The sequence below is a fragment of the Methylophilus sp. DMC18 genome, from assembly GCF_056314005.1.
This window is the reverse complement of record NZ_JBQUZE010000001.1, coordinates 67,342-87,977: the sequence shown is the minus strand read 5'-3', so window position 1 is coordinate 87,977 and position 20,636 is coordinate 67,342. Positions and strand designations below refer to the sequence as shown.

At 53.5% G+C, this 20,636-nt stretch carries 22 protein-coding genes; 8 read left to right on the top strand and 14 right to left on the bottom strand.

Annotated elements, in window-relative coordinates:
* The 7 genes from mtnA to ACT53G_RS00365 all read right to left on the bottom strand — a co-directional run bounded on the left by mtnA (position 1) and on the right by ACT53G_RS00365 (position 7,958).
* Positions 1-1,083 (bottom strand): S-methyl-5-thioribose-1-phosphate isomerase, encoded by a 1,083-nt coding sequence (mtnA, locus tag ACT53G_RS00395; RefSeq protein WP_476168392.1) that lies wholly within the window; start codon positions 1,081-1,083, stop codon positions 1-3.
* Positions 1,084-1,354: 271 nt separating this feature from the next.
* On the bottom strand, positions 1,355-2,155 hold the full coding sequence (locus tag ACT53G_RS00390; protein WP_476168391.1) for a TatD family hydrolase: 801 nt from the start codon (positions 2,153-2,155) through the stop codon (positions 1,355-1,357).
* Between the two features lie 5 nt (positions 2,156-2,160).
* Positions 2,161-3,252 (bottom strand): bifunctional diaminohydroxyphosphoribosylaminopyrimidine deaminase/5-amino-6-(5-phosphoribosylamino)uracil reductase RibD, encoded by a 1,092-nt coding sequence (ribD, locus tag ACT53G_RS00385; protein WP_338656861.1) that lies wholly within the window; start codon positions 3,250-3,252, stop codon positions 2,161-2,163.
* Positions 3,253-3,374: 122 nt separating this feature from the next.
* Entirely contained in the window at positions 3,375-3,752 is a 378-nt protein-coding gene (locus ACT53G_RS00380; protein WP_338656859.1) for a hypothetical protein, read from the bottom strand.
* Positions 3,753-3,859: 107 nt separating this feature from the next.
* Complete coding sequence (gene nrdR, locus ACT53G_RS00375; protein WP_194747349.1) at positions 3,860-4,309, bottom strand: transcriptional regulator NrdR; 450 nt, start codon at positions 4,307-4,309, stop codon at positions 3,860-3,862.
* A 21-nt stretch (positions 4,310-4,330) separates the two neighbouring features.
* Positions 4,331-5,578 (bottom strand): serine hydroxymethyltransferase, encoded by a 1,248-nt coding sequence (gene glyA, locus ACT53G_RS00370; RefSeq protein ID WP_194747350.1) that lies wholly within the window; start codon positions 5,576-5,578, stop codon positions 4,331-4,333.
* Positions 5,579-5,918: 340 nt separating this feature from the next.
* Complete coding sequence (locus ACT53G_RS00365; RefSeq protein ID WP_476168390.1) at positions 5,919-7,958, bottom strand: AsmA family protein; 2,040 nt, start codon at positions 7,956-7,958, stop codon at positions 5,919-5,921.
* Between the two features lie 140 nt (positions 7,959-8,098).
* Here ACT53G_RS00365 and iscX point away from each other — a divergent pair, with 140 nt between their 5' ends.
* The 3 genes from iscX to ACT53G_RS00350 are packed head-to-tail and all read left to right on the top strand — an operon-like array spanning position 8,099 to position 10,218.
* Positions 8,099-8,293: a Fe-S cluster assembly protein IscX gene (gene iscX / locus ACT53G_RS00360; protein WP_194747352.1), complete on the top strand. Its 195-nt coding sequence runs from the start codon at positions 8,099-8,101 to the stop codon at positions 8,291-8,293.
* On the top strand, positions 8,294-9,700 hold the full coding sequence (locus tag ACT53G_RS00355; RefSeq protein ID WP_476168389.1) for a phosphomannomutase/phosphoglucomutase: 1,407 nt from the start codon (positions 8,294-8,296) through the stop codon (positions 9,698-9,700).
* 11 nt (positions 9,701-9,711) lie between these two features.
* Entirely contained in the window at positions 9,712-10,218 is a 507-nt protein-coding gene (locus ACT53G_RS00350; RefSeq protein ID WP_194747354.1) for a retropepsin-like aspartic protease family protein, read from the top strand.
* A 20-nt stretch (positions 10,219-10,238) separates the two neighbouring features.
* Here ACT53G_RS00350 and ACT53G_RS00345 read toward each other — a convergent pair whose 3' ends face one another.
* The 4 genes from ACT53G_RS00345 to ACT53G_RS00330 form a co-directional block, all read right to left on the bottom strand.
* Positions 10,239-10,601, bottom strand: a complete 363-nt coding sequence (locus tag ACT53G_RS00345; protein WP_476168388.1) for a putative quinol monooxygenase — start codon at positions 10,599-10,601, stop codon at positions 10,239-10,241.
* A gap of 33 nt (positions 10,602-10,634) precedes the next feature.
* Positions 10,635-12,188 (bottom strand): M48 family metalloprotease, encoded by a 1,554-nt coding sequence (locus ACT53G_RS00340; RefSeq protein ID WP_313983355.1) that lies wholly within the window; start codon positions 12,186-12,188, stop codon positions 10,635-10,637.
* Positions 12,189-12,220: 32 nt separating this feature from the next.
* Positions 12,221-13,852 carry an alpha-D-glucose phosphate-specific phosphoglucomutase gene (locus tag ACT53G_RS00335; RefSeq protein WP_476168387.1) on the bottom strand — a complete coding sequence of 544 codons (1,632 nt, stop codon included), beginning with the start codon at positions 13,850-13,852 and terminating at the stop codon, positions 12,221-12,223.
* A 92-nt stretch (positions 13,853-13,944) separates the two neighbouring features.
* On the bottom strand, positions 13,945-14,604 hold the full coding sequence (locus ACT53G_RS00330) for a YoaK family protein (protein WP_313983349.1): 660 nt from the start codon (positions 14,602-14,604) through the stop codon (positions 13,945-13,947).
* Positions 14,605-14,799: 195 nt separating this feature from the next.
* On the opposite strand from ACT53G_RS00330, the gene pqqA (ACT53G_RS00325) reads away from it, so the two are divergent.
* Positions 14,800-14,871 carry a pyrroloquinoline quinone precursor peptide PqqA gene (gene pqqA, locus ACT53G_RS00325; protein ID WP_081624291.1) on the top strand — a complete coding sequence of 24 codons (72 nt, stop codon included), beginning with the start codon at positions 14,800-14,802 and terminating at the stop codon, positions 14,869-14,871.
* Between the two features lie 115 nt (positions 14,872-14,986).
* Here the strand turns inward: pqqA (ACT53G_RS00325) and ACT53G_RS00320 are convergent, their stop codons facing one another.
* Positions 14,987-15,448, bottom strand: coding sequence for an RDD family protein (locus ACT53G_RS00320; RefSeq protein WP_476168386.1), 462 nt, complete (start codon positions 15,446-15,448; stop codon positions 14,987-14,989).
* Between the two features lie 135 nt (positions 15,449-15,583).
* Positions 15,584-16,399 (bottom strand): sulfite exporter TauE/SafE family protein, encoded by an 816-nt coding sequence (locus ACT53G_RS00315; protein WP_476168385.1) that lies wholly within the window; start codon positions 16,397-16,399, stop codon positions 15,584-15,586.
* Between the two features lie 114 nt (positions 16,400-16,513).
* Here ACT53G_RS00315 and ACT53G_RS00310 point away from each other — a divergent pair, with 114 nt between their 5' ends.
* The 3 genes from ACT53G_RS00310 to ACT53G_RS00300 all read left to right on the top strand — a co-directional run bounded on the left by ACT53G_RS00310 (position 16,514) and on the right by ACT53G_RS00300 (position 18,815).
* On the top strand, positions 16,514-17,137 hold the full coding sequence (locus ACT53G_RS00310) for a LexA family protein (protein WP_476168384.1): 624 nt from the start codon (positions 16,514-16,516) through the stop codon (positions 17,135-17,137).
* A 176-nt stretch (positions 17,138-17,313) separates the two neighbouring features.
* On the top strand, positions 17,314-17,934 hold the full coding sequence (locus ACT53G_RS00305) for a LexA family protein (RefSeq protein ID WP_194747360.1): 621 nt from the start codon (positions 17,314-17,316) through the stop codon (positions 17,932-17,934).
* Between the two features lie 2 nt (positions 17,935-17,936).
* Positions 17,937-18,815, top strand: coding sequence for an alpha/beta fold hydrolase (locus ACT53G_RS00300; protein WP_476168383.1), 879 nt, complete (start codon positions 17,937-17,939; stop codon positions 18,813-18,815).
* Positions 18,816-19,078: 263 nt separating this feature from the next.
* Here ACT53G_RS00300 and pqqA (ACT53G_RS00295) read toward each other — a convergent pair whose 3' ends face one another.
* Complete coding sequence (gene pqqA / locus ACT53G_RS00295; RefSeq protein ID WP_081624291.1) at positions 19,079-19,150, bottom strand: pyrroloquinoline quinone precursor peptide PqqA; 72 nt, start codon at positions 19,148-19,150, stop codon at positions 19,079-19,081.
* A gap of 163 nt (positions 19,151-19,313) precedes the next feature.
* Here pqqA (ACT53G_RS00295) and ACT53G_RS00290 point away from each other — a divergent pair, with 163 nt between their 5' ends.
* Positions 19,314-20,600, top strand: a complete 1,287-nt coding sequence (locus ACT53G_RS00290) for a Y-family DNA polymerase (RefSeq protein WP_476168382.1) — start codon at positions 19,314-19,316, stop codon at positions 20,598-20,600.
* Positions 20,601-20,636: the final 36 nt, after the last annotated feature.

Genomic DNA, 20,636 nt, shown 5'->3' with positions numbered 1-20,636 from the left:
TTAATTGCCCAGAATATGCGTTTTCAGCGCATGCAACTGGTCTGGGGCAAACACCCCATGTTCGGTAATCACTCCTGTCACCAGCCTGGCTGGTGTCACATCAAACGCCGGATTCAATGCCGGGCTTTCATGCGGAATTACCCGGACCGTCTCTATGTCTCCCGTTGCAGTCTGTCCTTGCATATAAGCCACCTCATCCGCATCACGCATTTCAATCTCGATCTCTGCGCCGCGTGCGATCTGCCAGTCTATGGTCGGCGTCGGCACCGCAGCATAAAATGGGATTTGCTGATCCAATGCTGCCAGCGCTTTTAAATAGGTGCCTATCTTGTTGCAGACATCCCCTTGACTGGTGACACGATCTGCACCGACGATGACCAGATCTACCTGACCATGCTGCATCAGATGGCCGCCAGCATTATCGGCAATCACCGTATGCGGAACCCCGTGTTGCGCCAGCTCCCAGGCGGTCAGGCTGGCACCCTGGTTGCGTGGCCGCGTTTCATCTACCCAGACATGTACTTTCAGACCTGCATCATGCGCGGCGTAAATCGGCGCCAAGGCCGTCCCGCCATCCACCGTGGCCAACCACCCGGCATTGCAATGGGTCAAAATATTCACAGCCTGATTGGCATCCACCGTGGCCTTTTCAGCGATCAAGGCTTTACCGTGCTGGCCAATCGCCAGATTCTGCGCCACATCCTCATCAGCAATCGCTTGTGCCGCCAGCCAAGCGGCAGCTGCGCGTTGCGCCACAGCCAGCGGCATTAACGTCTGTTGCATGCGCTGTGCCGCCCAGGCCAGATTGACGGCAGTCGGTCGCGTGGCGATCAGCTGCTTTACCACCGCCTGCAAGTGTTCATCGCTGGCATCCTGCTGAATACCTAACGCCACACCATAGGCTGCCGCAGCTCCAATGAGGGGTGCACCACGGACCTGCATGTGGCGGATGGCATGACATATTTGCGCCAAAGACGTTAATTCCACCGTCACAAAATCAAACGGCAACTGCGTCTGGTCAATGATATAAACAGCGTTGGCTTGTTGCCAAATGCTACGGAAATGTTGGGATTGAATGCGCATATGAGAGGCCTGGCCAAGCACCGATTAGTAATTGTAAAGTTTGTAAAACCACTTGCTTTTCTTGTAGGACAAACACTGTATTTTGCTATCCACAAAATCTGTGGATAACTTTGTGGATTGCTGTGTCTTAATTCCGTAACTTACCAATTTATAAGGACTTTTTCCAAAAGTTCATTTTTTAATCTATTTTTTTATTCAATAAAATCAATTACTTACAAAGCACCACTATAATATAGTCACTTTCGACACATTCTTAAAGTGTCACTTTAAGTCATGTGCATAAATGGGCTATTTTTGGCAAAACTTCTACAGAATTTTTACCAGTCATTTCAATGAGTTGCGAAGCTTCCAAGCCACGCATCAGGGCCATCTCTTCTGCGATCTTTTTTAATTGATCCGGCGCATTTCTTCCTTGATGCCCCAGCCAAACCGGCGGAATATCCGGCGCATCGGTCTCCAGAACCAGTGTTTCCACAGGCAACTCTGCAGCAAGCTGACGCAGTTTCAATGCGCGCGGCCAGGTCATGGCACCACCAAACCCTAATTTGAATCCCAAACTGGCAAATATCTCCGCTTGTTGCTTGCTGCCGTTGTAAGCATGTGCAATGCCCCCCGTTAACGCATGCTTGCGCAAATATTTGAGGATGGTGTCTATCGCACCTCGCACATGCAAAATCACAGGCAAATGAAACTGCCTGGCAATGCGCAACTGTCCTTCATATAGCTCTAGCTGTCTGGCCTCATGTTCGCGCGTCAGGTAGAAGTCGAGACCGATCTCTCCAATCGCCAGCAATTGATGCGCCTGAGGGCCCTCCAGCACCCTGGCGACGGTTTGCTCGAGCTGCGCCAGCGCATCCTCAGGTGCCTCAGACACATACATGGGATGCCAGCCAAGAGCGAATCCGGCTTGCGGATGCCGTGCGCACCAGGCCATAATCGGTTCAAAGCTCGCCTGCGTCACGGCCGGGATGACCACCGCTCGAACGCCCTGCGCCAGGGCCGCCTGCCAGACCGGCTCACGGTCGGCATCAAACTCACGGGCATCCAGATGACAGTGGGTGTCGATCAGCATAAGAATCAGGGCTTAAGCCTGGCCTGAAGACGGATATCCTGCCCGACCTGTCGCAGATCCATGATGTCCAGCGTATGTATGTCTGCCATCTGCGTCCATGCTGGCAGGGCAAACATGCCGCGTGCCGCGTCTCCCATTAGCTTGGGTGCGTAATACAGCAATAACTCATCCACAAACCCGCTTTGCAAAAAGGCCCCATTCAGCGTTGCCCCCGCCTCGACCAATACCTCATTACAAGGCCAGGCCGTTAGTGCCTGCATGACGGCAGCAATATCCACCTGCCCCTGCACATTCGGTGCATGCAGGGTACGTACCCCCATCACTTGCAATATCTCCAGCTTGGCGGCCTCCCCGTGCGCATACGCCACCAGCGCATGGCCATCCTGCAACACCTTGGCGTCTATCGGGATGCGTAACTGGCTATCGAGAATGACGCGTAGCGGTTGGCGTGGCGTCTTCACCTCACGTACGGTGAGCGAGGCATTATCCTGCAGAATGGTAGAGATACCCGTGATCACTGCACAACTTTGCGCACGCCAGTGATGGACATCTTTCCGTGCCTCCGGCGACGTGATCCATTGACTGACGCCATTCGCCAACGCTGTGCGGCCATCCAGACTGGCAGCGACCTTGAGACGGATATAAGGGCGTTGTTGCGTCATGCGCAGAATAAACCCGGGATTCAGCGCCTTGGCCTGCGCTTCGCAAACCCCAACCGTGACAGCAATACCCTGTGCCTGCAAACGTGCAATGCCGTTGCCAGCAACCAAAGGATTCGGATCCTGCATGGCAACCACGACCCGGCTCACACCGGCATTCACCAGTGCATCGGCGCAGGGGGGCGTCCGGCCAAAATGACTGCAGGGCTCCAGAGTCACATATGCAGTTGCACCTCTTGCCTGCTCGCCAGCGGCGCGCAAGGCGTGTACTTCAGCATGGGGCTCCCCCGCCTTGAGGTGAGCGCCTTCTCCAAGCACTTGGCCTTGTTTGACGATGACACACCCGACACGCGGATTAGGCGTGGTCGAATACAGTCCATGCACCGCCAGGCGCAAGGCATGGGTCATCCATTGAATATCTTGAGTACTGTGTAACATAGACTAGCATCATACAAAAAAAGCCCGCCTTGCGGTGGTTTTGTATGGCGGACACCTTTGAACGGCCAGTGAATGACAAGACCGCGCCCTGGATAAAGGGCGTACACACAATGAGAGTTAAGCTAATGGGAGGAGATTTGACTATGGGTGAGACGTCCGTCCTGGTCAAAGTATATGCGTAAGGCATGATAGACATGCATGCACTTACCCAGATCATACTCAAGTGCATTGGCGTCCTCAAGGCTAGGCCGCCCAAGCAAGGCCATGACTGCCTCTTTTTTGGCGCCTCGAATCAGGATGTGATTTTTGAGATCATATGCCATGTCACCGCGTCTACACTCCTTTTGCACAGTGTTGGCCAATTCCATCCAGCGGGTCTGGTCAAACTTGTCACGACCAAACACCGCCTCATCTTTAAATGCCCACCAGGTAAAAAACACGATGGTGAGAATCACGGTGAATACCGCTAATACCACTGCAGACAGCTTGATCAGTTTCATACGCCCCCGCCTTCACATGCAACATTGATAGACCGTGCACAGAGTGAAGCAAGGTACACGGAACACATACACCAGCGCACAGAGGGTGCGTCCGGCAATGGTTGTTGTCAGTTATCCAGATCGCGGATGGCGTTATGAAAGTCATCCACATCTGAAAAGCTTCGATACACCGAAGCAAAGCGGATGTACGCCACCTGATCCATTTGTTTTAACTCTTGCATGACGGTTTCACCCAGCAACCGCGCAGGCACTTCGCGCGCGCCCAAACCGAGCACTTTTTGAACAATGCGGTCCAGTGCTTTATCGACATATTCAGTAGGCACCGGACGTTTGTGCAGAGCGCGTGTAAAAGAGAGGCGCAATTTTTCGCGCTTGAACTCTTCGCGCGTCCCGTTTTGCTTCACCACCTGTGGCAGATGCAGTTCTGCCGTTTCGTAGGTGGTAAAGCGCTTGTCACACACTTGACAGCGACGGCGCCTGCGGATGGAGTTCCCTTCCTCATTGAGGCGGGAATCCACCACTTGCGTATCATCAGCACCGCAAAACGGACATTTCATGGCTGTGGATAGCCGGAAAAATTATTTACCGTACACCGGGAATTGATCGGTCAAGGCATGCACCTTCGCCTTGGTGGCCGCAATCACTTCAGCGCTTTCCGGATTATCCAGCACATCGGCAATCAGGTTAGCCACTTGCTCGGCTTCGGCTTCTTTAAAGCCACGCGTTGTGATCGCAGGCGAACCGATACGAATACCGGAAGTCACAAACGGGCTCTCGGGGTCGTTAGGAATCGCATTCTTGTTGACCGTAATGTGCGCTTGGCCCAGATAAGCGTCTGCTGCCTTACCGGTCAAGCCTTTAGGACGCAGGTCTACCAGGAACACATGAGACTCGGTACGGCCGGAGATAATACGCAAACCACGCGCAGCCAACGTGCTGGCCATGATGCTGGCGTTCTTCAATACCTGTTCCTGATACGCTTTGAAGTCTGGCTGTGCCGCTTCGAGGAAAGCCGTCGCCTTACCGGCGATGACATGCATCAACGGGCCGCCTTGCAAGCTTGGGAACACGTTGGAGTTTAGTGATTTTTCAAACTCGGCCTTAGCCATGATGATACCGCCACGTGGACCACGTAAGGTCTTGTGCGTGGTTGAAGTCACAAAGTCAGCATGCGGTACCGGGTTAGGATATACACCCGCCGCGATCAGGCCAGAATAGTGCGCCATATCGACCATGAAATAAGCACCGACTTTTTTGGCGATTTCAGCCATACGCGCCCAGTCAAAACGCAAGGCATACGCAGAAGCACCCCCAATCAACAACTTTGGTTTGCACTCCACCGCAATACGCTCCATCTCATCGTAGTCTATCTCTTCTTTATCGTTTAAACCGTAAGGCACGATATTAAACAACTTGCCGGACAGGTTAGCCGGAGAACCATGTGTGAGGTGCCCGCCGTGACCCAGATTCATGCCCATCACGGTATCGCCTGGTTTCAGGATGGAGAAATACACGGCCTGATTCGCCTGTGAGCCAGAATGTGGCTGCACGTTAGCATATTCTGCACCATACAAGGCTTTCAGTCGGTCAATCGCCAGCTGTTCAACCTGGTCAACAAACTCACAGCCACCGTAAAAGCGTTTGCCTGGATACCCTTCAGCATACTTGTTCGTCAATTGCGAGCCTTGGGCTTCCATCACCGCTGGACTGGTGTAGTTTTCTGAAGCAATCAACTCGATATGCTGATGCTGACGCTCCACTTCGGAAGAAATCATTTGGGCCAAGGCCGGGTCTGCAACGCTTAAGTTTCTTGAAAAGCTAAACATGACGATCAAGTTTCCGTATCACAAAATTAAAGCGCGATTTTAGCATGAGGCGACCGCAGCATCCATCTTTAGCGATGCGCTCATTGAGCGCCTATCACTTTAAGTCGTGGTGTAATCCAGACACAAAGTGCACCAATACAGTGCAAACATCACCAGCCTGATTGAAACAACATGCACTAAAAAACAGAATTAAATACTTAAGCAATTGATTTAAATTATCTTTTTAAATCTGGCACAGCTTATGCTTAGTAAGATCCGTAAGCGTATATCTCCAAAATCGCTCCCTAAACCCAACTTCGGTTGGGTTCTTTTTTTTCAGGGGATGCTGTCTTGTCTTGACTCAATGTTGACGCATTTTTAATTGTTGCAAGGTTTGCTGGCAGCCTACATCCGTAGTTGCACTTTGATCGCCCGGATCGAGAAATGGCAGGATGGCGGCAAACGGATTGATCAATGCCAGTAATATGCCGCCAGCGACCCGTGCGGCAATCGGCCCCGGGCTGATCGAAACCTGGGGGTCCACAAAAGGCCCTGTCACCAGAATAGGTGAGCGCACGGTTAACGGCGAAAAGTTTTTAGGACTGGCCTGGAGTTTAAGGTTGAGCTGCTCCTGACCCAAATCGACGGCACCATTGACCGTGACGGTCGTCACAGGCGTATCAATCACGGCTGCCTCTGGTGTCAAAACACCCTCTTTGGCCCGCCAGCCCATCGCGGCGCAATGCATGGGCAAGGGCTGATCGCCCTTGATCATGACACCAACCGCTTGGGCAATGTCTAATCCAGCCGCCTCAATCAACAAGTGAGACATTTCCCCCTGACGCACCATCAGGGCGAGCTGACCATCCAGCGAGCGCAATAATTCGGCGGTTGAGCGGCCATGCCCCTGCAGCTTGGCACGCCCATTCAATTTACCGCTCACATAAGCTGGCGCCGGCTGTTGGCTGGTTTCCTTGGCTGTGTCACTGGTCGATTTTTTATCCGTCTGTGGCGAGACTTTTAGCCATTGTTCCAAACGGATATCATGCACCGCCAGCGCAATCTCCCAATCCGGGGCAGCGGGTGGCGACAAGTCGGCATTCTGTGCATCATGCGCATCAATCGATAGCGCGCCTGAGAGCGAGCCTTGAGCCGTACTGGCCTCCAGCTCTGCCAGACTTAACTTGTGTTTTTGCAGACGCAAGCGCAATTTAAGCGGTGCAATGCGCTGCCTGAAGGCCGATCCTAAATCGACCGCATCAATATGCACATCGATATCCGCATTCATGCGGCCATAGGTCGTAAAATCCAGCGAGGTATTTGGAAATAACTTGCCTGGATGCGGGTTGATTGTCGATGAAGTCGCTGCAGCGCCAAAGGCAGGCGCCAAATCCGCCAACATCAATAACGAGCCTTGCAGTTTGCCAGTCAACATCGGTGTTTCTGGGGCAAGATCATACACAAACTGGCCAGCCAGCTGACTGTTGCCAATGTGTGCAGAGGCGACATTCACAGCCCACTGCATCGCGTTTTTTTCAACGGTTGCCTTGATTTTGAAACGCGGCGTCCTAGGGAATGTCAGGCTCAGCAAGTCCCCGACATCGGCCAGTGATGAACCTTTTACCTCTACCTGCCCCTTGACCCGCTGGACACCCAAGACATCATATACGGCACCACGGAACGTGGCATGCACGGCACCATACGTTAACCATCCTTGTGAGTTAACTGGCGGTGAGTCCTGCCCCTGAGTGGCAATTGGTAAAAAGCCTTGCGTCACCAATGCGGCCTGCAAGGGCAAACGACGGAACTGACCATCCACTTTGATTTGCGATTCCGGCGTTTTAAGATGGGCGCCCTCTTCGGTATAAAACTTGACGTTCAGTTGCGCATCCGTAACGGCATCGGCAATCTTGGCTTGCCCCTCATTAACGGCCAGTTGCTCAATGATGGGAAACGGACGGGGCGGACTGCCGTCATCCAGCTCAAAATCCCAACTGGCCTCTTGGTTGGCATGGCGGATCATGTAAGCATTTAAACGGTCCGCGCGAATCGATGCAATGCGATAAGGATCGCGTGCTTTGAGTGACCACAGGTCACGGTAGCGCAACGCCAGCGACAAGCCATGCGCTTCAACAAAATAAGGCGCGTCAAAGCCTGCGGGCGCGGCAATTCTCAATCCGCCTACTTGCAACCGGATGCCACCCAGCAATTGCAAATGGAAAGGACGGTCTATGATCACGGCCCGTTGTAACTGATTTTGCAACGCGGTTTGCAGGGGTTGGCGCAAAAAAGGCCAGCCCAGCATTTCGCAGACCATGACTACAAAGACAAGCACAAGTAGCATGCCCCCCAGCCAGCGTGCAAACAGGGGAGCGCGGGGTGTTTTATCAATATCACTCATAACCCGTTATGATGCCGCGTGCAGCTCAGGCTGACCAGTGCCCCACGTCTGACAGCGCTGTAGGTGGATTCTGGCAAATCCGGCACCTACTGTCAGTTATAATGAGCCCATCTCACTCACATCGACAGGAGCCCACCACCATGAAATGGACTGACAGCCAGCGCATTGCTGAAGAGCTGTATGATCAATTCCCCGAGATTGACCCCAAAACCATCCGCTTTACCGACCTCATGCAATGGGTGATGGATTTGGAGGACTTTGATGATGAGCCCTCCCGCTGCGGCGAAAAAATCCTGGAGGCGATTCAACTGGCCTGGATAGAAGAAGCCGAATAAATGATTCCATTGCTGCCAGCGTCGATTTTCAAAGCCTACGACATCCGTGGCATTGTCGGCGACACATTAACAGAAGAGATTGTGCAGCAGATTGGCCTGGCACTTGGCTCGCTGGCTCAGGTGCACGGCGAGCATAGTGTCTGCGTGGGCTATGATGGCCGTTTATCCAGCCCGGCACTGGCCACCGCCTTGAGTGCAGGGCTGATGCAAACGGGTGTCAATGTGCTGAATCTGGGCATGGTCACTACGCCCATGCTGTATTTTGCAACGCATTACCTTGCCCAAACGCGCAGTGGCGTCATGATCACCGGCAGCCATAACCCACCGCAATACAATGGGCTTAAAATGGTGATTGCGGGCGAGACGCTCAGTAGCGAAGCCATCCAGGCCCTCAAGCACAGCATCATGCAGCAGCAGTTTTACCAGCCCGACCAAGCTGGCAATCAAACCAGCTACGATATTTATCCCGCCTATCAGGCAGCCATTGTGTCGGATATCCAGCTCGCACGCCCCATGCGAGTGGTCATCGACTGCGGCAACGGTGTCGCCGGCGCCTACGCGCCCGCCATCTTCCAGGCATTAGGCTGCGAGGTCGAGCCGCTGTTTTGTGAGGTCGATGGTCACCTCCCCAACCACCACCCAGACCCGGTGGAAGCCAAAAATTTGCAAGACGTCATCCGTGCTTTACAAAGCGGCACCGCCGAAATCGGGATTGCTTTTGATGGCGATGGCGACCGTCTGGGCGTGGTCACCCGATCCGGGCAAATCATCCGTAGCGACCGCCAGCTCATGTTGTTTGTAGAGGATATACTCAGCCAGCAACCAGGCAGCCAAGTGGTGTTTGATGTCAAATCCAGCCGCCATCTCGCGCCCTGGATACGCCAACATGGGGGCAAACCGGTGATCTGGAAAACCGGCCACTCGCTGATGAAAGCCAAAATCAAGGAAACAGGTGCTGCCATTGGCGGTGAGCTCTCGGGTCATTTGTTTTTTAATGACTGTGTCGCTGGTACCCCGCGCTGGTTTGGCTTTGATGATGGCCTGTATAGCGCGGCACGCCTGCTCGAACTGGTGAGCCGCAGCCCTGATGCCAACGCCGTGCTAGAAGCCCTGCCAGACAGCCTCAATACGCCAGAACTGCAAATCGCCATGCAAGAAGGCGAGCCGCATGCCTTGATTGCGCAACTGCAACAAGCCGCGCAATTTCCGGGTGCAGTAGAAGTGATCACCATCGATGGCTTGCGCGTTGAGTATGCCGATGGCTTTGGTTTGATTCGCGCCTCAAACACCACACCCGTGTTGACCTTGCGCTTTGAGGCCGATGACAATGCGGCCTTAACCCGCATTCAACAGACATTCAAACAACTGCTACTCAGCGCTCACCCAGACTTGAAAATCCCTTTTTGAGCCTCCATTGAATGAGCATGCGACATGCCACTCAAAAAAACCATCTCCGCGGGCGCAGCCTGCTTTACACCCTGCTCTGGCTGGGGCTAGCTGCACTGATCTGGTTTCTGGTAGACCGCGTACAACACCCCAACACCCTGGAACAACTCGGCCAGCAAAAAGTGGTGACGCTCAAGCGCGGCACCGACGGCCATTACAGTGCCGAAGCCCTCATTAATGGCGAACGGGTACGCGTTCTGGTGGATACCGGAGCCACCGGCGTCGCCATCTCACAAAATGTGGCAGACCGTTTGGGTCTGGTCAGCCATGACGCGATTAGCACCCACACCGCTAACGGCACGGCGGTCGCTTATTTGGTCAGGCTTAAAACCGTGCAACTGGGTGGCGTCGTCGCCCATGATGTCGCCGCGACGATTTCGCCTGGACTGGAAGGCGATGCCCTGCTCGGCATGAGCTTTTTAGGCAGAATGGATGTGCGCTTATACCAAGGCACCATGACCATTCAGAACGCAGAATAAGGCTGCTATTAAATTTCAAGCTATTTTCTGTAGCCGAATTCGAGCACAAACCACTGCGGATGCATCCCTGCCAACGGCTCCCTCAGCTTGGCCAATTCGGCTTCTGTCCCATGCACTTCAATCCGCACCAGCTTAGACACTTCACCCATCTCGTGCAAAATCGTCCGCAGGTTTTCGATGTGCGCCAACAGCGCTTCTGCATTGGTGAACCCTTCGCGGCAATGGGCCAGGTCACCGTGAAAGCTAAAGCCGTAATACAGGCAACCAGGCTCACGGGATGACCAGCTCACATATTTTTCGCAAATCACCCGAAAGGCAGAAGCCTGGCCAGGCTGGATTTCAAAGTAGGGAGAGACGGAGACACAGGAATCGGTAGTGGCCATAGGATGAAACCAAATGATTGAATAATCGCGTGATTAATTGGCGAGTTCGGCGCCTTCAACCACGACCCGGAAAAACTGTAAATCGGCCTGGTCGATGATGCGGACACCGGTGGCCACTGAACCGCGCCGACCCGGTGCAATGCCGCCCGTAATTAACATCGAACGCGTCTGGTTAACCATGCGGCCACGGCTGTCGTATTGCAGCATACGCACTTGCACGCGCCCCACCGGCACATTGCTGTTATTTTGCACGGCAGCGTAAACCATGCCGGTATCATCAGCCAGCGGACCAGCTGGCAAATAACGGCCCGGATTGCGTGGCAAATCGAGTCGCATGGCTCTTGCCGCAGCCTCTTTGCCGATTTCGGAATCTGAACTTGCGGCCAGTTGGTAATGCTGCAACGCCAGGGCGGTTTCGCCACGCCCTTCAGCAATCTGTCCGAGCAAGGCATAGCCTGGTGCCGTTGGTAACAAGGCATTGGCTTTTTTCAAAAAGGATTCCGCCTGCTCTTTTTTGCCTGCATTAAACAGAGCAATGCCACTCTGTACATAGGGCTTGAAGTAGTCCGGTTGCATCTGGATGGCTTTGTCGTAAAACGCCAGCGCTTCGGTAGTATTTTTCTTGGTGAGGGCAATATCCCCCAGCAGCTCCTCGAAACGCGCTTCGCGCGGCTCGATGCTGATGGCTTTTTTCGCCAAAGTTTTTGCTTTTTCGGTATCGCCTTTTTGCAAGGCCTCTTTGCCTTCATCGTAGGCTTTATAAGCCTCGCGCGTCGCCATCAGTTTGGCGACTTTTTGTGCATAAATCTCTTTACCCATCTCACCGCCAGTGCCCAGCTCGGCCAAGGTTTTTTCGTTGAGATCGACACGCTCTTGCGAAGGCGGGTGGCTGGCAAACAAGCCGGACAGAAAATCCTGCCGTTTGCCCTGACTGAGCCGGACAAAGGTCTCTTGCAGCGTCACCGCAGCAGCAGGGTCATAACCGGCCAGCTTCATATACTTCATGCCATAGTGATCTGCCTCGGACTCAGCCTCACGGCCATATTTGCTCGTGATCAATTGCCCTCCCAATTGCGCGCCACCGACCACCAGATTGGCATAATTGGAGTCACGCGTGGCCAGGCCCACCGCCAGCATGGCCCCTTGCATAAAGATGCCACGCTCCATGCCTTTGGCACCATGCCTGGCCGCCGCGTGCACAATTTCATGGCCCAACACAGCCGCCAGTTCAGCTTCGCTGTGCAATTCGTATAACAGGCCCCGGTTAAACGCAATTTTGCCACCCGGCATGGCCCAGGCATTGGGCACTGAGTCATTGAGCACCACAAACTCATAGGGCAAATCCGGGCGGTCAGAGACCGCGGCTAACCGCTGGCCGACTTGCTGCACATAGCGTGTCAGCTCAGGGTCCAGCGTGTAGTCGCCGCCTTGCGATTGACGCGCCGGGCTATAGTTTTGCTGGCCAATCTGGATTTCCTTGTCTTGCGAGACAAACTGAAACTCCCGCTCTTTGGTGACCGGATTCACCCCGCAAGCCAGCAGGCCTGCAGACAATACCAGAGGACAAAGAATACTTTTTTTGATCATGATCACGCCACGGTTCCCTGTGCAGCCTTTGCTTAAGTAATCACCGTAGGTTGCTGTCTACCAGTCAGCTGTGGCAACTGCGAAATCTGATGCGAGACCGTAATCAGTTCTGCCAATGCTTCCTGGGCATCAAGCTGTTGCTGAGCCGGGTCTTGCGTAAAGGCCTCCAGATAAACGCGGATGGTGGCGCCTTCAGTGCCGGTGCCTGATAAACGGATCACCACCCGTGAGCCGCAGGCAAACAGAATGCGCAAGCCCTGGCCAGTGCTGACAGAGCCATCGACGGGGTCGGTATAACTGAAGTCATCCACGGTGTTCACGGTGTAGCTGCCAAATACCTGACCAGGCAAGCTGGCAAACTGTGCCTTGATATGTGCCATCACAGCATTGGCCTGCTCGGTGGGCACGCCTTCGTAGTCATGGCGAGAATACACATTGCGGCCATAGGTTTGCCAATGTTTGCGCACCAGTGACTCAACGCTCTCACCCGTGGCGGCCAGCAGATTCAACCAGCACAACACCGCCCACAAGCCATCTTTTTCGCGGACATGGTCACTGCCGGTACCAAAGCTTTCTTCACCACACAAGGTCACACGGCCAGCATCCATGAGGTTGCCAAAAAACTTCCAGCCGGTGGGCGTTTCGTAACAAGCGATGCCCAACTTGGCGGCCACGCGGTCTACGGCACCACTGGTTGGCATCGAACGGGCGACGCCAGACAAGCCTTTGGCATAAGCAGGAATCAACTTGGCATTGGCGGCAATCAGGGCCAGACTGTCAGACGGCGTGACAAAAAAGTGATTGCCCAGAATCATGTTGCGATCACCATCGCCATCAGAAGCCGCTGCAAAATCCGGGGCCTGCGCGCCATACGCCACTTTGACCAGCTCTTCTGCATAGGTCAGGTTAGGGTCTGGATGGCCGCCCCCAAAGTTTTCGGAGACTTCGCAATTCATGAGACTGTCGGCAGAAGCGCCCAGGCGATTGCCCAAAATCTCCTTGGCATACGGCCCGGTCACGGCATGCATGGCATCAAATGTCAGCCGATGCCCCGCGGCCAGCCAGCGCTTGATGGCAGCAAAATCAAACATGCTTTCCATCAGGTCAGCATAGTCACTGACTGCGTCTATCACTTCAACCACGAAGCCATCCAGGGTGGTGACACCGATGCTGGAGAGATCCACCTCTGGTAAGTCGGCCAGTTTGTATTGGCTGATTTGTTTGCTATTGGCAAAAATGGCATCAGTGATTTTTTCCGGTGCCGGACCGCCGTTGCTGGTGTTGTATTTGATGCCAAAATCGTCATCCGGTCCGCCTGGATTATGACTGGCAGAAAGAATAATGCCGCCAAAAGTCTGGTATTTGCGGATCAGGTGAGAAGCCGCCGGTGTAGACAGAATACCGTGTTGGCCGACCAGCACTTTACCAAAGCCGTTGGCCGCCGCCATTTTGATAATGATCTGGATCGCTTCTTTATTGAAGTAGCGGCCATCCCCGCCCAGCGTCAAGGTCGCATTGGCAGGAATCTCCAGCGTATCAAAAATACTTTGCACAAAGTTTTGCAGGTAGTGTGGCTGTTGAAACACACGCACTTTTTTGCGCAAGCCAGAGGTGCCGGGTTTTTGATCAGAAAAAGCTTGTGTAGCGACAGTTTGAATCGACATGATATGGGCTTCGTGAAATGTAAAAAAATCTAAGCTTGATTGTATTACAAATTGATGGCAGTTTTGTGTGCGGCGGGATTTCTCCGCATGATTCAGGCTGCGCGATGACGCAGACTAAAATACAGCAGCGACAACGCGGCCACATGGCCCACCGGCAACCACAAGGCATTAAAATGCCAGCGCATAAAGCTGCAGGCGCCCAATACCCCGCCACAAACAAACCCGCCTATCAGCAACAAATACAGTGTGAGCCGGCGCTTATCCACGGCCTGGCCGCGCAAGCGCAAGCCGAGTGCAATGCCGATATCGGTAAACAGGCCCGAGACATGCGTGGTGCGCACCACGGCGCCACTATAGGTGCTGGTCATGGCATTTTGCAAGCCGCAAGCCGCCGAGGCCAGCCACTGTCCGCTGTGCCAGCCCGTATTCAATAGCAGGATAGCAGCGGCCAACAAGCCGGCCTCCAGCCATAACGCCCAATGATACTGATGCCCGAGCTTGAGTGCCTCATGCCCGATGATGACACCACTGAGCATGGCGCCCAGCAAAAAAAACAGCATCACGCAGAGCAGGTGCAAGGCCTGCAACCCGTCGCCCTGCATGATTTCAATGGAGAAAAAAGTCGAAATCCCGGTGAGATGCGACACCGCCTGATGCCTGAAGCCCAACACCCCCACCGCATTAATAAAGCCGGCGTTCAATGCCATTAAAAATCCGCCCCACTCTACCCAGCGTGGCAATCGCTGCATCATATAGACCTCGAATCCTGCATAGACCAGACAGCCTTATTCTACGCCGAGTGAGCGACCTGATTATAAAAACTACGTAAAATCATGAGCCGTTTTTACGGATTCGCTTCAGGCATGGATTGAAACACCCGCGTATAGTGAGAGTCATACAAATACATCAATCATGATGCATTTAAACAAACACTTAAGGAGACGATTATGTGGACTAAACCAGCTGCAACTGAAATGCGTTTTGGCTTTGAAGTAACAATGTACGTCATGAACAAATAATCAGCGCTTGTCTTAATCACAAGTGAGCTGAACAAAAAACCGCCGGACTCCGGCGGTTTTTTTATGGCGGGTAAGTTCGCAGATATCCACGGTCTTTCACACGAAAAACAATATGCTAGCGCTCAAAGGTGACCGGTTCCGGATGCCTGTTCTTCTGACGTACCACAACGGTTCCCGCAAGTTTGTCATGCCATCCTTGCTTTCGACGGTCGAAAGCCACCCACAGGATCCCCAGTCCCAGCGGAAGACCCGCAAGAAAATAGGACAGATAACGGCCGATGGATTGCCCTGTGGTTAAACGCTGTCCAGTTCTTGCATCGACTACTTTTGCTGAAATAGCCATTTTTCCCGGTGTCGCCTGCTTTGTCAGCCAGAAAATGATCACCGCCACGGCAGGAAACAGCCACGACATGATGAAATCCATCGGGCCTTGCAGCATCTTTTGACTGGACCAATAGGACTCGCCATAAAAGGCGGTCAGGATTGGCCAGATAATCACACCAAACAAGATCGTATCAATGAGCGAAGCCCCGACACGCGCCCAAAAACCAACATACTCCAGTTCATCGACCTGCATGTATTCTCCCTGATAATGATGATTGAATATTGAGCGCTGGCTAGCCTGCTTACTAACATTATAGCGGCCAAAACGGTACGGATAACCATGGACGGCTGCAAACTGAATGGTGGATCTCGCGAGGCAAAAGATATTTCAGAACAGTTGTGACCACACCAGATTAAGACTCACACAGATCAGAAAAACGGCGAAAATGCGCTTCAAGGCCTTGACCGGAAGTCGTCTCGTTAGGGCGACACCCATTGGTGCAAAGAGCATGCTAAAAGGCGTCAACAGTATCACCGCGGGTAAATACAGCAGGCCAAACGTTTCTGGCGCATGTGCGGTTTGCCGCCAGGCATCTTGCAAATAACTGGCCGTGCTGGCCAGAGCAATCGGACAGCCCAATACCGCCGAGGTCCCAATCGCCTGCTTCACCGACACATTGCGCATGGCTAAATAAGGCACCGTCAAGGTTCCGCCGCCAATCGACACCAGCGCAGACACACCGCCTATCAGCAATGACACCAGGCCAATCTCAACCTTGCCTGGCACTTTATGCTGGGTCGGTTTGCGATCCAGAAATAATTGCACCGCCGCAAAAAAAGTAAAGGTGGCAAAAAACAGCGTCAAATACCTGGCATCCAGATGAATCGCCACCAGTGTCGCCAGCAACGACCCCACAAACGCCATCGGCACCATGGCCCACACGTAGGGCCAGACAATATTCTGGTTTTTATGATGCGCCAAAATGCTGGACAGCGAGGTGAACACGATGCAGGCCATCGACGTCGCCAGCGCCATATGAAACGCCGTGTCGGCTGCAAAGCCTTTGGCGACCAAAATGGCATGCAGCATGGGCACCAGCACAATGCCGCCACCAATCCCGAGCAAGCCAGACAAGACACCGACAATCACGCCCATCAGGCAAAACACAGCATATTGTTCAAAAAAAACGGTTAACCAGTCCATAGCAGTTTTTTGAATGATCAGGCCGCACAGTATACCTTCTGAGATTATTTTTTCTTTTGCATCCCTCCTGTTTTGTTTAACTGCCCACGCACCAATTTTTGTTACAATAATCAAATGAACGAGATGGTTGATCAAAAAGCAGGGGGCAAGCGCCCAGGTGCCGGGCGCAAACCTGGCTCTGGCTTATACCAGGAAGCGACAGCGGGCATGCGGGTGCCTGCCAGCCAACAGGCCGCCATTCGCCAATTGCTGGCCAGCTATGGCCGCAAACAGCGGCAACCATCAGCGGATAGCCTGGATAACCCGCAATCTTTTGCGCAACCGGCGCGCGATACGTCAGGCATTGCCTTACCTTTATTTCAGTCCAAAGTGGCGGCAGGCTTCCCCTCGCCTGCGGATGATCATATCGAACAACGGCTGGACCCCAACGAATACCTGATCGATCAGGCAGATACAACGTTTTTTGTCACCATACAAGGCGAATCCATGATTGAGGTGGGCCTCATGCCTGGCGATAAAGCCGTGGTGGATAAAAACAAACAGGCGGTGATGGGCGATATTGTGCTGGCCATGATTGATGGCGAATTCACCATCAAAACCCTGTCCAGACAAAAAAATGGCAAACCACAACTGTTACCTGCCAATGCCTCAGGCAAGTACCGCCCGATTCTGATCGAAGACGGCATGCAGTTTGAAATCTGGGGCGTTGTCATTGGCTCATTCAGGCGCTTCAGATAAGTACCTGCAGATCCGTCAAAAAACCCATTCCTGATCAGTCAAACATCTGGGCAGACAGCGCCCACCGACAGCTGTTTGCTGTGCCTCCTAGCCAGGGTGCACTCGTTTTTTCATCACGCTTAAAAAAATCTTGATTATTGTTACAATAACACTTGATTGCTGTTACAATAATTTCCATGAACGATGAAGACAATACACACGGCGGCAAAAGAGCGGGCGCCGGGCGCAAGTCAGGCACAGGCACCTACCGGGAAGAAACCTCGGTCATGCGCGTGCCTAACAGCCAAAAGCCGGTCATCAGCGACTTTCTGGAGGCCTACGCGAAAAAACAGCGGTTGGCACAATTGAAAGACCATCTTGATCGCATTGAAGAATTTACACAGTTATCAGCTGAGCTTGACCAGGTCAGTTTGCCGCTGTTTGAGTCCAAAGTGCCCGCCGGATTACCGTCCCCTGCTGACGACCATGTCGATGCACGCATGGACCCGAATGCCTATCTGATCAACAAGGCCGACAAAACCTTCTTTGTCACGATACAAGGCGAATCCATGATTGAGGTGGGCCTCATGCCTGGCGATAAAGCCGTGATTGAAAAAGACAAGGTGCCCGCTGTGGGCGATATTGTGCTAGCAATGATTGATGGCGAATTTACGGTCAAAACCCTGGCCAAACAAAAAGATGGCATGCCCAAGTTATTACCCGCTAATTCATCAGGAAGATACGCCCCTATCCTGATCTCGCAACACATGCAGTTTGAAATCTGGGGCGTGGTGACTGGTTCTTTTAGAAAGTTTTAATCATGGCACGTCAAAATACCCCTGCTTCTCACTGGACTGATGGCGTTTGCAGAGCAAACGGTATCAACATTCACTACCTGCGCACTGGCGGCAACAAACCGACCATCATTGCCTTGCACGGCCTGGCCGGCAACAGCGTATGCTGGTCACCCATCGCCCGCGCGCTGGAGCAACACTATGACATCATCATGCCGGATGCGCGCGGCCATGGCCAATCTAGCGCGCCCCTGCATGGCTACACCTATCAAGACCACGCCAATGATGTGATTGAGCTGATCCGCACACTGGGCATCAAATCGCCTTACCTGCTCGGCCACTCCATGGGAGGCATGACTGCGGCCATGGTCGCCAGCAGACTCGGCCTGGCGATCAATGGCGTGATTTTGGCAGACCCGACCTTTCTGAGTGCAGAGTGGCCGCATGAGGTCTATCACCGCCAGCTGGTTGAGCAACATCAACAGATGCTGAGTTCCAGCAAGGAAGCGTTATTTAAAGCAGACAAGGCGAAACACCGTTTTCGCGCCTCGGCCATTATCGAGCACCTGATAGAAGCCAGACTGCAAACCAGCCTGCAAGCGTTTGATGTGCTGATTCCACCGAATCCAGAGTTTGATGAACTGATCCGCAATATTTATGTGCCCACCTTAATGCTGCTTGGCAGCGAAGGCGTGGTCTCTGCGGAAACGGCGCGCGCCTTGCACCGCATCAATCCTGATCTGCAATACAAGGTCATTCAGGATGCAGGGCACGGGCTGCCATACGATGAACCCGCCCGTTTGGCGGCAGCGATTCATGCCTTCCTCAAACCAAGAACCGCCGCCAAACCGCGCCTGCAGGCGACACCGGGCATGTTCTCCATGCGCGCAGCCTACGCCTATTAATCAAACGCGACGTGCAAAGCCACGGTCAGGCTTGCTAACAAGGGGAGTCGCGGCTAGGTGTCTGGTCTGCATGCGTATGCCAGCGCATCCAGCTGAATGTCGTATCAGGCAGACGTCTTCTATGCTGACGGCCGCCATGCTGATGGGTGAGACATTGAGGCAACATCAAAAACAGCGCGTTGCAAACAGGCAAGAGAGTCATGCGTCGCGCACAAAAAACCCGGTACTAGGCGACCGGGTCTCTTGTCCGTCAGTCAGAACAATTATTTGTTCATGACGTACATGGTTACTTCAAAACCGAAACGCATTTCAGTTGCAGCTGGTTTAGTCCACATGATTGATCTCCTTGTTGTTGTCCCGGGCCGACCCCATGTCTTGCCCGTGTGAAAGTATTATCGACCCGGTGAGCCAAAATCCTGCTATTGCCGATCATGAACAAGGATTAGGGAATTTCATGAAACACACCTCATGCCAATGAACGCGACAGACGGCACAAGCATGCATGCACGCACCATTGCACTGATTGATGTGAATAATTTTTACGTGAGCTGTGAGCGCGTGTTTAAACCGGCATTGCGCCAACGGCCCGTGGTGGTATTGAGCAATAACGATGGTTGCGTGGTCTCGCGCAGCGCCGAAGCCAAAGCGCTGGGCATCGCCATGGGTGCACCCTGGTTCCAGATTCGCAAGCAGGCAGAACGCGCTGGCGTCATTGCCTTCTCCTCTAACTATGCCTTGTATGCAGACATGAGCAACCGCGTCATGTCCATCTTGCGTCAGTTCAGTCCGGCACAGGAAATTTACTCCATCGACGAATGCTTTCTGGAGCTGACCGGGTTTACGCGGCGCGATTTGACCGAGTATGCACAAACCTTGCGACAAACCATCTTGCGCGGCACCGGTTTACCGGTGTGTGTCGGCATAGGCGCCAGCAAAACGCTGGCTAAACTCGCCAATCACTGCGCCAAGCATACCCCTGCCATGCAAGGCGTGTGCAATTTCAACGCCCTGCCGCCAACCACGGTAGATGCCCGTCTCGCCGAAATACAGGTGGATGAAGTCTGGGGAATCGGCCGCCGCCTGGCCGCCACGCTGCATGCACGTCCGCTAGCGATTCACACCGCCTATGACCTCAAATACAGTGATGCCGAAACCATGCGCAGGCGCTTTAGCGTGGTGATGGAAAAAACCATCCGTGAACTGAATGGCACCGTGTGCCTGGAACTCGAAGAAGTGCGCGGGCCTCAGCAACAAATTTTGAGCACACGCAGCTTTGGCCAGCCGGTCAGAGAAATCGAATGCCTGTCTGAAGCGCTGACGTTGTACACGACCCGTGCTGCCGAAAAGTTACGCAAAAAACAGCTGTTTGCTGGCAGTGTCTATGTGTATATCCGCACCAGCCCCTTCCGCGAGGACAGCCGCTTTTACAGCAATGCACTCACCGTGCCACTACCGGTGGCCACGCACGATACCCGGCAACTGGTCAAAGCGGCACTCTGGGCGCTCAGGCGCATTTACCAGCCCGGACACGACTATGCCAAAGCCGGCGTGTCCTTGGGCGAATTGGTGCCTGCGCAGGCAATACAACAGGATTTGTTTCATTCAGGGCCGCAAGCCGACAACACTGCGCGGCTGATGCAGGCCATGGACGCAATTAACCGCAAAATGGGCAGAGCTACCTTGCGGCTGGCAAGCGAAGGCCGGCAACAGCCCTGGCAAATGAAGCAAATGCGCAAGAGCCCGAGTTATACGACCAACTGGAAAGACCTGCTGTGTGTGGATTGAGAGTAGTGACTTAACAAATAAAAGGCTTAGCTTACT

Coding starts and splice junctions, on each gene's coding strand:
- glyA (WP_194747350.1), bottom strand. CDS start 5,578: ATGTTTAGCTTTTCAAGAAACTTAAGCGTTGCAGACCCGGCCTTGGCC.
- ACT53G_RS00355 (WP_476168389.1), top strand. CDS start 8,294: ATGATTCCATTGCTGCCAGCGTCGATTTTCAAAGCCTACGACATCCGT.
- iscX (WP_194747352.1), top strand. CDS start 8,099: ATGAAATGGACTGACAGCCAGCGCATTGCTGAAGAGCTGTATGATCAA.
- ACT53G_RS00320 (WP_476168386.1), bottom strand. CDS start 15,448: ATGCAGGTCGATGAACTGGAGTATGTTGGTTTTTGGGCGCGTGTCGGG.
- ACT53G_RS00335 (WP_476168387.1), bottom strand. CDS start 13,852: ATGTCGATTCAAACTGTCGCTACACAAGCTTTTTCTGATCAAAAACCC.
- nrdR (WP_194747349.1), bottom strand. CDS start 4,309: ATGAAATGTCCGTTTTGCGGTGCTGATGATACGCAAGTGGTGGATTCC.
- ACT53G_RS00380 (WP_338656859.1), bottom strand. CDS start 3,752: ATGAAACTGATCAAGCTGTCTGCAGTGGTATTAGCGGTATTCACCGTG.
- ACT53G_RS00340 (WP_313983355.1), bottom strand. CDS start 12,188: ATGATCAAAAAAAGTATTCTTTGTCCTCTGGTATTGTCTGCAGGCCTG.
- ACT53G_RS00290 (WP_476168382.1), top strand. CDS start 19,314: ATGCATGCACGCACCATTGCACTGATTGATGTGAATAATTTTTACGTG.
- ACT53G_RS00330 (WP_313983349.1), bottom strand. CDS start 14,604: ATGATGCAGCGATTGCCACGCTGGGTAGAGTGGGGCGGATTTTTAATG.
- ribD (WP_338656861.1), bottom strand. CDS start 3,252: ATGTTACACAGTACTCAAGATATTCAATGGATGACCCATGCCTTGCGC.
- ACT53G_RS00350 (WP_194747354.1), top strand. CDS start 9,712: ATGAGCATGCGACATGCCACTCAAAAAAACCATCTCCGCGGGCGCAGC.
- ACT53G_RS00345 (WP_476168388.1), bottom strand. CDS start 10,601: ATGGCCACTACCGATTCCTGTGTCTCCGTCTCTCCCTACTTTGAAATC.
- ACT53G_RS00390 (WP_476168391.1), bottom strand. CDS start 2,155: ATGCTGATCGACACCCACTGTCATCTGGATGCCCGTGAGTTTGATGCC.
- ACT53G_RS00300 (WP_476168383.1), top strand. CDS start 17,937: ATGGCACGTCAAAATACCCCTGCTTCTCACTGGACTGATGGCGTTTGC.
- ACT53G_RS00310 (WP_476168384.1), top strand. CDS start 16,514: ATGAACGAGATGGTTGATCAAAAAGCAGGGGGCAAGCGCCCAGGTGCC.
- ACT53G_RS00365 (WP_476168390.1), bottom strand. CDS start 7,958: ATGAGTGATATTGATAAAACACCCCGCGCTCCCCTGTTTGCACGCTGG.
- ACT53G_RS00305 (WP_194747360.1), top strand. CDS start 17,314: ATGAACGATGAAGACAATACACACGGCGGCAAAAGAGCGGGCGCCGGG.
- ACT53G_RS00315 (WP_476168385.1), bottom strand. CDS start 16,399: ATGGACTGGTTAACCGTTTTTTTTGAACAATATGCTGTGTTTTGCCTG.
- mtnA (WP_476168392.1), bottom strand. CDS start 1,083: ATGCGCATTCAATCCCAACATTTCCGTAGCATTTGGCAACAAGCCAAC.